The sequence below is a fragment of the Enterococcus sp. DIV0170 genome (assembly GCF_051710765.1).
Classification (GTDB): Bacteria; Bacillota; Bacilli; order Lactobacillales; family Enterococcaceae; genus Enterococcus_A; species Enterococcus_A raffinosus.
In genome coordinates, this window is sequence record NZ_JBIOLG010000001.1 from 1,912,010 (window position 1) to 1,927,430 (window position 15,421).

Annotated in this window: 18 protein-coding genes and 1 tRNA gene; 6 read left to right on the forward strand and 13 right to left on the reverse strand. The window is 38.0% G+C overall.

The genetic code is table 11. The features are described 5' to 3' along the window. Positions 1 to 1,203 carry a multidrug efflux MFS transporter gene (locus IGI50_RS09235; RefSeq protein WP_218255749.1) on the reverse strand — a complete coding sequence of 401 codons (1,203 nt, stop codon included), beginning with the start codon at positions 1,201 to 1,203 and terminating at the stop codon, positions 1 to 3. A 181-nt stretch (positions 1,204 to 1,384) separates the two neighbouring features. On the opposite strand from IGI50_RS09235, the gene IGI50_RS09240 reads away from it, so the two are divergent. Further along, positions 1,385 to 2,191, forward strand: coding sequence for a Cof-type HAD-IIB family hydrolase (locus IGI50_RS09240; protein WP_311855218.1), 807 nt, complete (start codon positions 1,385 to 1,387; stop codon positions 2,189 to 2,191). A gap of 47 nt (positions 2,192 to 2,238) precedes the next feature. Here IGI50_RS09240 and IGI50_RS09245 read toward each other — a convergent pair whose 3' ends face one another. From IGI50_RS09245 to IGI50_RS09270, 6 genes are all read right to left on the reverse strand, one after another. Then, positions 2,239 to 2,739 carry a flavodoxin family protein gene (locus IGI50_RS09245; protein WP_438776786.1) on the reverse strand — a complete coding sequence of 167 codons (501 nt, stop codon included), beginning with the start codon at positions 2,737 to 2,739 and terminating at the stop codon, positions 2,239 to 2,241. A gap of 80 nt (positions 2,740 to 2,819) precedes the next feature. Continuing rightward, the gene (locus IGI50_RS09250) at positions 2,820 to 3,602 is read right to left on the reverse strand and encodes a hypothetical protein (RefSeq protein ID WP_010746297.1); all 783 of its coding nucleotides are present in this window, start codon (positions 3,600 to 3,602) and stop codon (positions 2,820 to 2,822) included. A gap of 176 nt (positions 3,603 to 3,778) precedes the next feature. Further along, a complete protein-coding gene (locus IGI50_RS09255; protein ID WP_438776787.1) occupies positions 3,779 to 4,375 on the reverse strand; it encodes a DUF2922 family protein in 597 nt (198 codons plus the stop codon). Positions 4,376 to 4,416: 41 nt separating this feature from the next. Then, entirely contained in the window at positions 4,417 to 4,800 is a 384-nt protein-coding gene (locus IGI50_RS09260; protein ID WP_218255756.1) for a hypothetical protein, read from the reverse strand. 94 nt (positions 4,801 to 4,894) lie between these two features. Further along, positions 4,895 to 5,086 (reverse strand): hypothetical protein, encoded by a 192-nt coding sequence (locus IGI50_RS09265; protein ID WP_438776788.1) that lies wholly within the window; start codon positions 5,084 to 5,086, stop codon positions 4,895 to 4,897. Between the two features lie 38 nt (positions 5,087 to 5,124). Beyond that, positions 5,125 to 5,352: a hypothetical protein gene (locus IGI50_RS09270; protein ID WP_028020946.1), complete on the reverse strand. Its 228-nt coding sequence runs from the start codon at positions 5,350 to 5,352 to the stop codon at positions 5,125 to 5,127. 224 nt (positions 5,353 to 5,576) lie between these two features. Between IGI50_RS09270 and IGI50_RS09275 the strand changes: the two genes are divergently transcribed. Then, entirely contained in the window at positions 5,577 to 6,575 is a 999-nt protein-coding gene (locus IGI50_RS09275; protein WP_438776789.1) for a homing endonuclease associated repeat-containing protein, read from the forward strand. A gap of 111 nt (positions 6,576 to 6,686) precedes the next feature. Here IGI50_RS09275 and IGI50_RS09280 read toward each other — a convergent pair. Together IGI50_RS09280 and IGI50_RS09285 are read right to left on the reverse strand one after the other, a co-directional pair. Further along, positions 6,687 to 6,774: transfer RNA gene (locus tag IGI50_RS09280), tRNA-Ser, on the reverse strand. A 41-nt stretch (positions 6,775 to 6,815) separates the two neighbouring features. Continuing rightward, positions 6,816 to 7,388: a TetR/AcrR family transcriptional regulator gene (locus IGI50_RS09285; protein ID WP_010746292.1), complete on the reverse strand. Its 573-nt coding sequence runs from the start codon at positions 7,386 to 7,388 to the stop codon at positions 6,816 to 6,818. Between the two features lie 392 nt (positions 7,389 to 7,780). Between IGI50_RS09285 and IGI50_RS09290 the strand changes: the two genes are divergently transcribed. The 4 genes from IGI50_RS09290 to IGI50_RS09305 all read left to right on the forward strand — a co-directional run bounded on the left by IGI50_RS09290 (position 7,781) and on the right by IGI50_RS09305 (position 11,548). Next, positions 7,781 to 8,533 carry a threonine/serine exporter family protein gene (locus IGI50_RS09290; RefSeq protein WP_010746291.1) on the forward strand — a complete coding sequence of 251 codons (753 nt, stop codon included), beginning with the start codon at positions 7,781 to 7,783 and terminating at the stop codon, positions 8,531 to 8,533. A 25-nt stretch (positions 8,534 to 8,558) separates the two neighbouring features. Then, positions 8,559 to 9,008: a threonine/serine exporter family protein gene (locus IGI50_RS09295; protein ID WP_218255763.1), complete on the forward strand. Its 450-nt coding sequence runs from the start codon at positions 8,559 to 8,561 to the stop codon at positions 9,006 to 9,008. A 188-nt stretch (positions 9,009 to 9,196) separates the two neighbouring features. After that, on the forward strand, positions 9,197 to 9,796 hold the full coding sequence (locus IGI50_RS09300) for a TVP38/TMEM64 family protein (RefSeq protein ID WP_010746288.1): 600 nt from the start codon (positions 9,197 to 9,199) through the stop codon (positions 9,794 to 9,796). A gap of 816 nt (positions 9,797 to 10,612) precedes the next feature. After that, on the forward strand, positions 10,613 to 11,548 hold the full coding sequence (locus tag IGI50_RS09305) for a glycerophosphodiester phosphodiesterase family protein (RefSeq protein WP_245001248.1): 936 nt from the start codon (positions 10,613 to 10,615) through the stop codon (positions 11,546 to 11,548). A 41-nt stretch (positions 11,549 to 11,589) separates the two neighbouring features. Here the strand turns inward: IGI50_RS09305 and IGI50_RS09310 are convergent, their stop codons facing one another. The 4 genes from IGI50_RS09310 to IGI50_RS09325 all read right to left on the reverse strand — a co-directional run bounded on the left by IGI50_RS09310 (position 11,590) and on the right by IGI50_RS09325 (position 15,406). Next, complete coding sequence (locus IGI50_RS09310) at positions 11,590 to 12,390, reverse strand: ABC transporter permease subunit (protein WP_010746286.1); 801 nt, start codon at positions 12,388 to 12,390, stop codon at positions 11,590 to 11,592. Further along, on the reverse strand, positions 12,380 to 13,294 hold the full coding sequence (locus IGI50_RS09315) for an ABC transporter ATP-binding protein (protein ID WP_218255768.1): 915 nt from the start codon (positions 13,292 to 13,294) through the stop codon (positions 12,380 to 12,382). Before IGI50_RS09315 ends, IGI50_RS09310 begins: the two co-directional genes overlap by 11 nt. 234 nt (positions 13,295 to 13,528) lie before the next feature. Next, positions 13,529 to 13,747 carry a hypothetical protein gene (locus IGI50_RS09320; RefSeq protein ID WP_010746284.1) on the reverse strand — a complete coding sequence of 73 codons (219 nt, stop codon included), beginning with the start codon at positions 13,745 to 13,747 and terminating at the stop codon, positions 13,529 to 13,531. 312 nt (positions 13,748 to 14,059) lie between these two features. Further along, a complete protein-coding gene (locus tag IGI50_RS09325; RefSeq protein ID WP_438776791.1) occupies positions 14,060 to 15,406 on the reverse strand; it encodes a glucose-6-phosphate isomerase in 1,347 nt (448 codons plus the stop codon). Positions 15,407 to 15,421: the final 15 nt, after the last annotated feature.

Below are 15,421 nucleotides of genomic sequence, written 5' to 3' on the forward strand. Positions count from 1 at the left end.
TTATATCTTCGTCTTCGTCACTAAGAGCTTGCGGAAATTGAACACACTCAAAATGATATTTCCAAAAACACAGGCACTTGTTACAAGAAAGACTGCCGGATAGCCAAAGCCATGAGCAACAGTCGAACCTAACATCGGACCAATGACCTGTCCAAAATTGTTGAACATTTGATTGTAGCTGAAAATTCGACTAACACCCTCGGGAGGACTGATCTTACTAATTAACGTATTGATTGACGGCATCAAAGCTCCTGTAGAAAAGCCTAGGAAGAAGCGCAAAACACCAAGTTGAAAGGGCGTTCTTACGAAAGCCATCGGAATGAAACAAAATAACGATAGGACTAATCCCGCCAATAACACCTTATGATTGCCAATACGATCCCCAATTTTGCCCAATGTAGGAGAAGAAGCGATCGCTGAAACACCAGCAATCGAAACAATCAAACCGCTGACCACTAATGCGTTGCTGCTCGATCCGCTTAAGTCACGGATATACAAGGTTAAAATCGGACTGATGCTGGTTGCTCCGACTTGCAGAATCAGTGTACTTATAAACAAACCTATCAAAATTGGCATATAGTGAATTCTTTTTCGTAACTCCGCCATACTGATCACATCTTCTTTTTCGACTGGCTGGAAGTCTTCTTTTACCATAAATACTGTCAAAATAGTACAAATCAGCAAAATAATTCCTGTGATAATAAACACGTTTCGTAAACCAAACCATTGGGCCAGCATTCCACCGATCAACGGCCCGATCAAGTTTCCCGCCACAGCTCCAGTTGCTAGTGTCCCTAATGCCCAACCACTCTTTTGCTTCGGCACTTGCGAAGCAATCAGTGCTGTTGCGTTTGGAATATACCCTGATAACACGCCCGTCATGAAGCGCATGATTAGCAACCAATAAACATTCGTCACAAAAGCTAATGAGCCCATAGTTATCGTCATTCCCGCTGCAGCCCGAATCATCATGAGTCGGCGCCCTTTACGATCCGCCAAGCTTCCCCACAAGGGAGAGACGATGGCTGCCGAGAATGCTGTAACAGAGATTGCTAATCCGGAAAACAACTCAACTTGAGATTTCGCTGTTCCCAACTGTTCGATGTACACCGGCAAAAAGGGCATCACCAAACTAAAACTTGCGCCTGTAAAAAAACAACCAATCCACGATATCAAAAGATTTCTTCGCCAATTGATTTTCATTCTATTGAATCCCCTTTCTCGCCATTTTCATGTATCTACTATAGCAGAGTCTGACCAAAAAAACTTTTCTACTCTCTCAAAGAAGTTGAATTTTTTCTAATACTTCCATCTTTTTAAAGCGCTACGGTTGCGTTTTCTAATGGATGTGCTAGACTAAAACAAATTGAAAGTAGGAGTTTTTATGAAAAAATTAATCGCTATTGATTTAGATGGGACTACACTGAATCAAGACTCAAAAATTACTGATAAAACCGCAAGAACTTTACGCCGTGCGATTCAAGATGGTCACTCTGTCGTCATCGCGACTGGACGCCCTTACCGCATGAGTAAAAACTTTTATCAAGAATTGCAGTTAACAACGCCGATGATTAATTTTAACGGCGCCCTTGTCCATTTGCCTGATAAACAGTGGGACGGTGAACAAGAAACATCCTTTAACCGCAAAATCGTGTTTGATTTGATGGCAGAAAAGAAAAATTTGAAACTAGATTTCATTGCTGCGGAAAATCGTGAAACCTTTTTTATTGACGATTTAAATTTCTTTGATCAGCACTTCTTTGCCAGTGACTTCGCTACGAATGAAAATCTCTTAACTGTAAATACATTACGGACGAATCCAACCTCTGTTCTTTTGCGCAGCCAGCCTGAAAATGTTGGCAGTGTTTCTGAAGAATTGAAACAACAATATGGCCATGAAGTTGAAGTGAATACATGGGGTGGGCCGAACCCAATCCTAGAAGTTGTTGCCAAGGGAATCCAAAAGGCTCATGGGTTACGACGTGTCATTGATCATCTGAATATGAAGCAGGAAGATATTCTCGCTTTCGGAGACGAACATAACGATGTAGAAATGCTGAAGTTCGCTGGTTGGGGCGTTGCCATGGCTAATGGGACCGATCAAGTAAAATCCGTTGCGAATGATGTTACCGGTAAACCAAATACCGAAGATGGCATGGCTGACTATTTAACAAAATATCTAGACTTATAAAAAGCTGAGGGATAGAATCGACGTCGATTCTCTTTCCCCCAGCCTTTTTATGCTTCAAATAATTCCAGCGCCTTCTCCGCAAAACGCTGTCCAAAAATTTCAAACTGCGCTTTTGATTCTTCATAATGATCTCCCACTGCATCCAAAGCAACGGGTCCATGATGAATAAAGGGCTTGCCAAAAGCCGAACCGCCTGAATATACCAGCATTCCTTTTACTAGTAAAATTCCTAACAGGGAGAGAATCGTGCTATCGCTCCCTCCCTGTGCATAATGAGCGGTCGCAAATGCACCACCCAGTTTTCCGGCTAATGAAAGATTGCTGCTGTCCTCTAAAAGCCATTGCGAGAGGCGCCAATGACTCGTCGCCAGATACGTCGGGGAGCCAAAAACGACTCCTGAGCATTCTTTTAAATACTCCCTGTCCATGGATTCATCCACCGAAAAGGTTTTCACATTACTGCCTGTTTTTCGCATTCCTCCAGCAATAATCTCCGCCATCTCTTTTGTTTGACCTGTCTTACTATAATAGATGACTGCTAATTTCACTCAAACCGCTCCCTTCTTTTCTTTGATGGTACCTCTTTACAAGGGAGGTTTTCAACAAAAAAAGAAGCGCAACTGCACTTCTATTTCACTACTGTATATTCATCAATGGTTTTGCCATCCTTATCCTTCAAAACGAGCCAGCCATTTGTTCCAGCATAGTATAAAAAGATGCCCACCTCATTGACACTTTTCAATACAATATCTTCCGTCGTGATAAAATTCGCTATCTGATGAGCGTGATCCGCTCGTAATTTTTCTGTTAAACGCGCACTAAATCCAATTGACCCGTCCTTATTCAAAGGCATCTTTTGTGTAAGCTTAGCACCTGCCTTTAGTACCATCTCATTTCTCTTTTGCCACACAACTTCTCCCTTAGCATCGTTATAATCAATATAAAAAGGAATCTCACTGACTTTTTTGTTCCAACGATGCTGCGCCTTCGCGGGTTTAGCCTTAACCTTTTCATTCTCAAAACCAAAAGTTGTTAGAATCTCGAACAATTCCTTTTGGTACTTCGCCACGACTGAAAAATGATTTGACGCTATTTTTTGCTCTTCAAATAAGCCGTTGGTTTTCAGCGAATTTTCATTCCAAACAGCCAACATTTGTTGAGCTAATTCTCGTCCTTCAATATCCCAAGGAACACTGATGGTCACCAGCTGATTGGCTTCTTTCAAGACTTTTTTGTCGATTTTTTGATTATAATCAATTGTCTGAACCTCACGCCCTTTATAATAGAGCAGCAGTTCCTCACTATCCAGTGCTGGGACCTGTTTTAGATCTCGATAAATTACCATCGTCCCTTGTCCATCGAATTGGATTTTCGTAGTACTCGCCTCTATTTCAACTGTCAATTGAATCATCACTTTTCTCCTCAAATCTTTTTTCTATAGCTTATAAAAAAAGCATTTGGGAGTCGAACAATTTGGCTCGAAAAGTTTCAATTACTATGAAAACAAGCATTACTTCATGTATGCACACCAAATAGACCTGTCTCAGGTTCTCTTGCAGTCACCACAGAAACTTTTGATGCAAAAATTTATTCCCGCTTTCGAATCCGCTCTAGCAGCCGTTTACGTAATCGTCCCTTTTTCTGAGGTGGCTCCTCTACAGACTGCTCTTTCTTTTGTCTTTCTGTAAATACATATCTCGCTGGTTTTACTTTAGTATCAATTTGAGCACTTTCTAATGAATACCCCTCTGGTAGACAAGCCAGAACTACAGCCATTCTTTGACTTTCAGTCAATTTTATTGGATCAAACCCTTCTGATAACTGCACTGTTTGAATCAGTTTTCCTGGTTCAGGCCGCTCTTCTTCAATCGTTAAACTCTCTAGTAGCTTGGTATTTTCCGTTTCCTTTTCTGTCAAAACGGGTTCTGAAACAGGTTGTTGTTCTTTTTCTTGGTTCCGTTTATCAAAAATTACCGTTTCTATTTTATCGATATATTTTGCATGCTTTAACGTATGAAATTGATGGACACCCTCTTTTTCAAACAAGCTTAACTTGGCTATTTTATTTAAAGAAGATTTGATTTCTTCTGCAGTTTTACTTTTATCAGCATTTCTCAAACGTAAATGGCATTTCCTTCCATTGCTTTTCTCAAACTCAGCATCTAAGGTCGTTGAGACAATCATTCTTTTCTCTCCTTTCTTTTTTTGTTAGCTATTTGCTATCGTCATGAACCTACTAGTCCTGCTAATGGCGTTTTAATAAATTGGCTATATAAAGTTTTTAATTTTTCCAAGATATATGATTTTGTTGGGAATAACTTGATCAACAACAGACGCCATTCCTTCTGATCAAAATATTCCATGAAATAAGTGTAATACCTGCGCAAAATCGCATTCGATCGTGTACGAAGAAAAATATACTTAGCTACATCCGCCAACATAAACGAAAAATCGTCTTCACATAATTCATCTCTTATTTGAAGCGCTACCAACATTTCGATCGCGCTATTACTATCTTTTGTTTCTTTAAAAAACAGCTTAATTCTTTTCTCTAATGTGACACGTTTTAGAGAAAAGAGCTGTTCACGCCCTAACCCATGATCTTTCATGAACGTTCTCCTTTTCAATTGCACTGTGTTTTTAACTATAGTGAAAAATACATCTCTCATCATTAACAACCCTTATCCTCGAAAAACCCACAAGTCAACCATAAAGGACTTGGATCAAAAATTCTACTTCAGCTTTTTTAAAATAATTAAATAATAGTAATTCTTTTTTAATTATCAAAGCTTGCTGGTAGATAAAATAATTTTTTCTTTGTTTAAAAATGTCAAAAGGCTTGAAAATTTTAGTTGGTTTTCTAGATTTATGACCATTTGTTTGATAAAGCGTCAACAAAAATCCTCTATTCAGTCGAACAGAGGATTTTATACTTAATCAATAATTTTTTTAACCTTAAAAGGCTCGGTCTGTTCAGAAGGTTCTTCCTGATCTGCTAAATCAAATAAGATAAGCGACTCCCCTTCTTTGCCTTCTACAATCACTAATTTTCCAAGCGGATCACGATTATCTTTGACGATCTGAGCTTCTTTGATTAACTCCTTCGGGTCACGTTTTGCTGCGATTGCATTGCCTAGGTTAAAAAATACCGTTTCTTCCATAGCCATCCACCCCTCTATAAGTTTTGCCTAAGTATACCAAAAATCGGAACAACGCACTCGATAAAAGAATAGTGTTCTAAACCAATTCTTTTTTCTGGGAAATGATTTTTAAACAAAATACTCTTTTCTAATAAAAAAATGAAAAAAGTTGCGAACGTTTTCTCTTCCTGATTATGGTATTCTTCTAACAAATAATCGAATGATAGAGAAATTGATGGAATACAATGGAGGTTATTCAGATGACTAAAATACATACAAAAAAATTTATCATAAAAAGATTACATACATTTGTGAAAAAACATGGGCGAACACCTAGAATGAAAGAATTCGGCTATAAGCAACTTATCTATAAATACTATGGGTCCTATTTTGAATTTATTAAAAGGAATGGTTATGAGCATTTATACGTGGGTCGCAGACCAGAAAAGACTTCACTACGCAGGCTTGAAAATGCAAAGGAAAAAGAGCAATTGGCCAATGAACTCCACGCCTTCGTTAAGAAGTACGAACGCACCCCGAGGATAAAAGAACTTAAACAGGGCTATAGAATTTATAAATACTATGCCTCCTATATAGAGTTTATTAAGGCGAACGGATACGATAATTTATATTTTACTTCTCCATCTTTCCAAGTAGGTAAACAACCTTTGATCACTCTGAATGATATAGAAGTATTAGAAGCCGTGATTACTAGATTAAACGATTTTGTTGAGAAAAATGGTCGGACACCTACCATGAGTGAACTAGGAAAAGCACATTATATCTATAAGCTTTGTCCTTCTTATTTTGAATTTTTAAAGGCTAATGGCTATGAAGAATTGTATTTCAACTCACAGGCCACTAAAAAGAGAAAGTTCCAATCAATGGAATACGAAAAAAAGATAACAAAAAAAGCGCTAGTCCAACAGCTTCACTTATTTATTGATAAATACGATCGTATCCCATCTATTCAAGAATTCGGCTATTTAAATCAAATAAAAAAACATTTTGGTTCCTACAGAATTTTTATCCGAAGTCAGGGATTTATACTGGATACTACTGAAAACAATCAACCTTTATCCAAGGAAGAATTGTCTAGGAAACTGCAAACCTTTATTGTAATCGTTGACAGCGTTCCTAAAAGTTCTGAGTTCGGTCATACGGAACGAATCCAAGAATTGTACGGATCATTCGATGCATTCCTCAAGGCCAACGGCTGTGAACTAACACCCGTAGAAATCTAAACTCGGATAGTCGAAAAAAACGATGCGAATTCTTACTCTATAAAACAAGAAAGCCAGAAACATTGACAGTCCTGCTGCAAATGTTTCTGGCTTTTAATTCGGTAAAATGTAAGGAAGGTACGGGACTTGAACCCGTGCACCACATTACTGCGGCTCGCCGGATTTCGAGTCCGGTGCATTACCACTCTGCCAACCTTCCGCACCATTTATCTTACCGTTTTTCGTTTAAATGTCAAGATTTTATAATGTATCTAATACAGATGTATCCTCTTCTTCTAAGATATTCGTGATCGTACGGTTCATTAAATGAACGATTTCATCCTGAGTCGGTTCGATGATACCTGAAGACATCAGCGTCGCGATTCCTGTCACACAGATCCAAGTTCCCACGTGCAACGCATTGATTCTTTTTTCAGATAAATTCTTATATTTAGGATGCTCTACAATCAGCTGGTGGAAATAATTGTAAGAAAAGTCATGCATTTTTTTCCCGCCGCCATACTCTTGAACGTACAATGCGTTGTACAGATTGCTTTGTTCTTTTGCAAAATAAACATAGCTCAAGCCTAAATCAATGATCGTATCACCTGTGCGAACTTCTGGGAAAATATCGTAGTATAGGTGATTGCAAATTTCATCGAGCAATGTGTTTTTAAGATCGCTCATGTTTTTAAATTCTAAATAGATTGGTTGTGTACTGATCCCCATTTTTTTGGCAATGTTTCGCGCGGTAAATCCAGAAAAACCTTCATTTTCGACAACTTCATAGGCAGCCTTTAGAATCTGGTCTTTTGTATAAACTTTTCTTCTCATTGTAATTCCTCCCAGAATGTTATTATTTTTACTGTCATTTTATTTTAATCAAAAACTGATTAGTTTTGCAACCCTTAAGCAAGATGTTATCTAAATTTACTGAATTTTTTTTGAAATTGCGTGGTTATTCTACAAATTTTCCTTATAAAGGGAGTGTAACCGTTTTATTCGATTAGGAAATATTCCTTTAAATTATTAAAATTTAAAAGAGTCGTTATACATTTGAAGACATTTTTGTTTCTTTAAAGTAAAAACAGTATCGCTTAAAAAAAATTCCACTGTTACTTTATTATACTTTCTCTAGCGTTCGGTGACAATCCTTATTCTTTTTCTTGTTTAATTTATTTATTTTCTCTACTATAGTAGAGAAATAGAAAAAGGTGGTTAGCTTAATGGAACAACAAAATTATGCGCAACTCGTTTTAAATACTTGCTTAAAGGCCGGAAAGATCATGATGGAGTCCGGTTCTGAAGTCTATCGCGTGGAGGACACGATGAAGCGCATTGCTATTAATGCTGGTTTAGACGATATTCAAACCTATGTGACTGCGACCGGATTGATTGTTGGCTTTCCTTCTGAACAAAACAGCCAAGTCATCCAGATTACCCCACAGTCGATTAATCTAGAAAAGGTGACTGCCGTCAATCAAGGCTCAAGACAATTCGCAGATGGCGAACTCTCTTTACCTGATTTTTATTTGTATTTAGAAGAAGTGGATGATGCCACACCAGACTTTCCTTACTTATGGAAGATTATCTCCGCTGGAATTGTCAGCAGTACGCTGATGATTATTCTCAACGGTACTTGGTTCGACTTTATTCCAACATTTATGATCGGCATGGTCGGCTTTGCTGTCCATACCTTTTTCGGAAACAAGCTACGTATGAAATTCTTGAACGACTTCGTGGCTGCATTAGTTATTGGTTGCTTGTCTTTACTTGCCGTTTCTTTTTCCGTCGCTCGTGATGTTAATAGCTTGATTATAGGATCAATTATGCCGCTAGTCCCCGGTTTGGCTATTACTAATGCCTTTCGTGACATTATGGCAGGACATTTAATTAGTGGTGTTGCCCGTGGGACAGAAGCTTTATTTATCGCGGGGGCAATTGGCGGCGGGATTATCGTTGCCTTTAATTTCTTTTAGAAAAATATTTTTTGGGAGGTCTCTTATGACTTTTGTTATCAATTTTCTATTCAGTATGTTTAGTACAATTGCCTTTAGTGTCATTACTAACATTCCGCGCAGAGCTTTTTTAGCTTGCGGCTTCACAGGTGCCGCAGGTTGGATGACCTTTTGGATTCTACAGACATACTGTCATCAAAATATTGGCATCTCCAACTTCCTGGGTGCGATGATGATCGGACTAATTAGTATTTTCTTCTCGCGAATTATGCATATGCCCGTCATTGTTTTTAATGTTCCCAGTCTTGTTCCATTAGTTCCTGGTGGACCTGCTTACATGGCTGTCCGATATATGATGAACCAAGAATTTACTGAGTCAATGGAAAAAGTGGTCACTGTTTTGGTTACAGCTGGAGCAATTGCGATTGGATTCATGTTCACAAATTTAATTGAACGAGCACTAAAAAGAACTCGTTCAAATTTTCAACTAAAATAGATCAAGGTGAAAGCAGAATTTTTTCTGCTTTTTAAATTACTATCAGCCCAATATTGTAAACGCTATCTATAATTTCCTAAAAATATTTTAAGTTTCGTCGGATATTTATAAATTACAACCTCAGACCTATGCATTTTGTGAATTTATCCTATATACTTCACTTTAGAAAGACAAAGGAGATGAATCAGATGAGTGTTGTTCAATCCAGAAGGCTATTAAATTTAATTTCGTTAATGGGTATTGCCATAACGGTTAGTTTGACTATTTACTTCTATCGCTTAGGAGTATTTAATGATATGAATTCACTAAGACAGCTCGTCGGGCATTCACCGATCGCCGGACCGCTCATTTTCGTTCTGATTCAGATCATTCAAGTTGTGATTCCAATTATTCCCGGGGGAATCAGCCTCGCAGCTGGGGTTTTGATTTTCGGTCCATATTGGGGCTTTGTATATAACTATGTAGGGATAGTGATTGGTTCCCTCATTCTATTCTTGATGGGAAGACACTATGGGAAGCCCTTGATTATGCATCTTGTTAGTGATAAGGTATATCAGAAGTACAGTCATTGGCTCGATGATCAGCCTCGCTTTGAAAAATTGTTCGCCTTAGCGATTTTCTTACCTGTCGCACCAGATGATGCCTTATGTTTAATGGCTAGTCTGACGAACATGTCCTTCAAGAAATACAGCGCAATCATCTTTTTAGCTAAACCAGCTTCGATTTTCTTATATAGCTTGGCTTTACTGCAAGGTGGCAACTTATTATCTAGCTTACTCGTCCACTAATTTAGTGGACTTTTTTTTGTTCATCTTTCTATTGAAATTTCAAAATTTTGGCGTAAAAAATTCATACTTTATTTACAGGAGAAACAGATAATAGTGAATGACCAGCTACACATTCATCACTGTTAATTAGAAGATCGCTTGCTTTTTAAAAAGCGAATCTCTTTTAGAACCATAGGAGGAACTATGAATTCCATAAAAAAGTATTTTACTTATTTTTTCGGTACCTTTTCTTTATATAATTTTCTGCTTCTCAGCTTTGGTCTTCCCTTCTTAACCGAAGGTCTCTTTTTATTTTTTAGACAGAGTTTTTTAAATAATCTTTACTCACCCTTCTATCTACTTCTTTTTGTGGCATTGATTTTTTTATACGGTAGTCTCTATAGTCAAATCCAATCGAACGAAACTGATTTTCAAAATTTTTCTTTAAAGTCAGCATTCACTAGTTTTGGCTTTTGGTTGATTCTATCCCCTATTTTTTTCTTTCGCTTTTATCAGATGATGCTGGTTTGGCAACCTCTTCCGGCTAAGGTTTTATCTTTCCTATTTCTTTATCGTTGGAAAATATTACCAGTTATAGGCATTTTTTACTTGATTCTACTATACCTTCTGTACCGATCTATTTTAGCGCCTAAATACCTTAAAGAAAATCATTCGCTGAAAAAAAGTGTTTGGCTGAGCTGGCAAAAAACACGATATAGTTTCCCAAAGCAAATCCTACTTTTTTTTGTGATACCGATCTTCTTTTTAGCTACTAGCTTTCTGATTAAAATCGGTTTTATTTGGGCGACAAAACTTATAGCCAGACAAGTTAGTGCTATGTTTCTGCTGCTCCTCTATCGTGTTCTACAAAATGTTTTATGGACCTTCTTCTTTCTTTATTTGGCTTCACCAGATAAGGGGCCTCTTGCCGGCGAATCAAGAACGAAAGGCGCCGTCATTTGGCTAAGCTTGACCATCTTTTCTTGCTTAGGTCTTTATTCTCTTCATTATGCGCACGCTTTTCATATTCAACAGCAAACTCCTGCGTTAACCATCTCCCATAGAGGTGTTTCTAATCATAATGGTGTTCAAAATTCGATTGAGGTTCTGAAAAGGACAAGTTACGAACGACGCCCTGATTTTGTTGAAATGGACGTTCAAGAAACCGCCGATCATCACTTAGTGGTAATGCACGATGAAGATCTTAAAGCATTAGCCAATAAAAATAAACGAGTCGATGAATCGACTTGGCAAGAATTAAAAGATATCACGCTAAAGGAAAATGGCTATACGAGCACCATTCCATTATTTACTGACTACCTGGCAACGGCAAATCAATTAAATCAAAAGCTGCTCATTGAATTAAAGGTCACCGCTAAGACGAAAGAATCAATCGTGCACCAAATGATTCCTCTGAAAAAGGACTTAGCAAGACATGAATTACAAAGTATGGATCTTGATACAGCTAACCAAATGAAAAAAGAATTTCCCAAATTGAAAGTCGGCTATATTTTGCCGTTTGATCTATTAGGCAGTCCCAAAAACACATTGGATTTCGTGAACATTGAATCCAGAACTGCCAATAGCGATTTGATTCAGGCGCTCCGCCATCAGAAACAGGGTGTTTATGTCTGGTCAGTTAATACAAAACAGCAAGCCTCTATGTTCCGCTTCCAACAGGTGAACGGTTTTTTATCTGATGACCTGACTGTCTTTTCTGGCTCTTCCGACGATATAAAAGCACAAACTGCTAGCATTTTATGGTTCGATTAAAACGAAAAGCAGCAACCGATTGGTTGCTGCTTTCATTTTAACTAACGTTCCAACAAACGTTCATAGGTGAAACCGGACATGGCGTATCTCAATAAGAGAAGCGCAATTCCTAACAATACTAGACCGATGGAGACGACGACCCATCCCCCAAAAACTAAGATACCAGTGAATTGGCCAACAAGAAGCAACGCCAAAGGTAAAATCAAAAAGGCTGCTTTTTGTTGTGATTCCTCGATCGTCATAGACTTAGCTGATCCTTTTACAATTAAAACGATAGAAATAATTGTGATCGCTGGAACAATTAGAAGCATCACCCACAGCCAATTAAGACTAAACGGAAGCAAGATCCCTTTAAAAATATAAACCACTACTTCAACCACAATCACGGTTAGGAGAAAGGAAGCATACGTAATCAAAATTCCTACAAAAAATGACGCATATACTTTTGCTTGGAAAATTTCTCGAATGGACAAAGGTGAATAAAACAATGTTTCCAACGTTCGTTTTTCCTTCTCTCCAACAAATGAACTGGCCGCCATGACACTTGCTGTCATAATCGGAATGATTAAAAAGAAAATCGGAATCACATTATTAACCATTAAAGAGAGCAGCTCATAAACCAACTGTTCTTGATTCAGTTTTTGGAAATCTGGTAAAATCCGTGCCATTTCAGTAAAGGAAGAAGAATCTGTCGGACTTAATAAGACGGTCAACAGCATCATGGTCGGAAATGCTACAGAAAAAATCAACGGAAGGATCGTCAAAACAGAGAAATAGCGTTTATTTTCTGTAATCCCTCGTATGTCTTTACTCATAACAGCCTTTTGACGACTACTGAACATTTTTTTCTCCCCCTTCTAATAAGGCGAAATAAATATCTTCCAGTGAATAATCCATTGGCCTAACCTGTGAGATATTTCCGCCTGCTTGAACGATTTTTTTAACTAATTGAGAAACCTCTGCTTTTTCTTTGAAGGAAAGTTCATAGGTATCCTCTTCAATTTTTTTACTTTGAATAGTTTCTGGCATCAAGTCCGTTTCAATGATTACCTTATAGTGATTAAAGGTTTGTTCTCTCAATTGTTCCAAGCTTCCTAAAGCTAGCAAGTGACCCTTGTCCATCAGCCCATACTCATTACAAATTTCTTGAGCATATCTCAATTGATGCGTGCACAAAAATATCGTTGTTCCTTCTTCTTTTGATAATTCTAGCAAAAGCGCATTCACCCTTTTTGTACTCTCAGGATCAAGACCGCTAGTCGGCTCATCCAAAAACAACACCTTTGGTCGATGAATCAGCGTTCTCGCCAACGATAGTCGTTGCCGCATACCCGTGGAATAGCTCTTAAGCTTCACCTCTGAAGCATCCAGAAGATCTAGTTTTTTCAATAGCTCCCTTCCCCGTGTTTCGCTTTCCTCTTTTGTCAGTCCAAACAGCTGACCGAAGAAACAAAGATTATCTATCCCTGTTAAATGATCATACATTCCTGCATGCTCTGTTAATACCCCCGACTCTTGATGAAGCTTTTCAGCTTCATGGACAGGATCAAAACCAAGTACTCGGATTTCTCCTCCCGAAGGAGTTAAAATTCCGTTTAGAAGCTTAACTGTCGTTGTTTTTCCAGCCCCATTAGGCCCTAAGAAACCAAAAATTGTCCCTCGAGGAACAACTAGGCTAATCGTCTCTAACGCTCTCTTTCCTTCTTTGAACGTCTTTTCTAATTGTCTAATTTCAATAGCATTCATTTATAATCCCTCGTTCCTATTCATCGGATAGAATGACTTTCTCTATACTCTTATTGTATTGGTTCGAATCTAAGTGTTCAATGGACTATTTGTTAATTTTACGGGTGTAAAATCACTCGTTACGATACTTATCATTCATAGTTTCACTTAGAAGCAGACAAAAAGATTCGGGCCTCTTTCAAAGCCCGAATCCCTTTCCTGTTAAAATAAATATTTCACATGATACCGTATACGTTAGGCGGTACATTCAACCTCCACGCATGCGTGGATATTTTCGTATTTTACTAATAAGCGGTTTTGTAATTCGATGACCGCTGCACGATCAGATGGTGCACAAGAAACAACGTTGATTAGCACCGTATTGTTATAAAGCTGTTCAACAACTCCCACAACTTCCTTTTCTATGCCAATTGCCTGGCATTCATAAGCAAGACCAATTTCAATAGTTTCCATAATAAATCCCCCTTTAATTCTACGTTTTTATAATAACATAATGAGAATAAATTGAAAACGTTTTTTATTAGTTTTTTTGCTTTAATATCAAGGGAAAAGTCGCAATTGTTAGAAAATTCGCAAAACACAAACATAAACAACCTTGGTTATTTTTAATCTGACCTTCATTTTTTATTTATCTTTATTTGTTTAAAACCGATTTCATTTCCCTACCATTATGTTTTTTATCATTAATTTTGATTAGCTGTAAATTAATTTTACTATACCAATTAAAAAAAGAGCCCTCGCGATGCGAGAGCTCTTTCATCCATTTTATAGACGATCATTCAATTCTTTTGCTAAATCTTCAAATCCTGGTTTTCCAAGTAGAGCGAACATATTTTTTTTGTATGCTTCAACACCTGGTTGGTTGAATGGGTTCACACCCAATAAGTAACCAGAGATACCTACTGCGATTTCAAAGAAGTACATTGCATAACCTAAAGTGTAAGCATCCATTGTTGGAATGTTCAATACGAAGTTAGGTACGCCGCCATCAGTATGGGCTAATAATGTTCCTTCATAGGCTTTAGAGTTAACAAAGTCAACATCCTTGCCTTCTAAGTAGCCTAAACCATCTAAGTCAGATTCTTGTGATGAAATTGCCACAGATTTGCGAGGTTTTTCAACTTTCACGATTGTTTCGAAGATGTTACGACGGCCTTCTTGGATATATTGTCCAAAGGAATGCAAGTCAGTTGAGAAGTTTGCACTTGATGGGTAGATACCCTTCAAGTCTTTTCCTTCTGATTCGCCGTATAATTGTTTCCACCATTCGTTGAAATATTGCATACCTGGTTCGTAGTTGACCAAGATTTCAGTCACTTTGCCTTTACGGTATAGAATATTACGAAGTGCGGCATATTGATACGCTTCGTTTTCGTCTAAGTTTTCGCTTGAGTATGCTTCGCGTGCATCTGCTGCACCTTGCATCAACGCATCGATATCTGCACCGCTTGCTGCGATTGGTAGTAAACCAACAGCAGTAAGTACTGAAAAACGTCCGCCAACATCATCAGGAATAACAAACGTTTCCCAGCCAGCTGCGTCTGCTTCTACTTTAACAGCTCCACGTGCTTTGTCCGTTGTTGCGTAGATACGTTTGTTGGCTTCTTCTTCACCATATTTTTTAATCAATAGTTCTTTGAATACGCGGAATGCAATTGCTGGTTCAGTTGTTGTTCCAGATTTAGAAATTACATTCACAGAGAAGTCGCGGTCGCCGATTACTTCGATTAAGTCAGCGATATATGTTGAGCTGATTGAATTTCCTGCAAAGAATACTTGAGGAGCTTTACGATCTTCTTTATCTAATACATTGAAGAAACTTTGGTGCAAGAATTCGATTGCTGCACGCGCTCCAAGGTATGAACCACCGATCCCGATAACAACTAATACTTCAGAATCAGATTGAATTTTTTCAGCTGCTTTTTTAATGCGGGCAAATTCATCTTTATCATAGTTTACTGGAAGATCGATCCAGCCTAGGAAGTCATTTCCTGCGCCAGTCCCTTCGCGTAATTCTTTGTGAGCTAGAGCTACTTCAGATTTGATGTAGTCCATTTCATGTTCGCTCACGAATGGTGCTACTTTCGAATAATCGAAATGAATGTGTGCCATTGTTTTTCCTCCTTG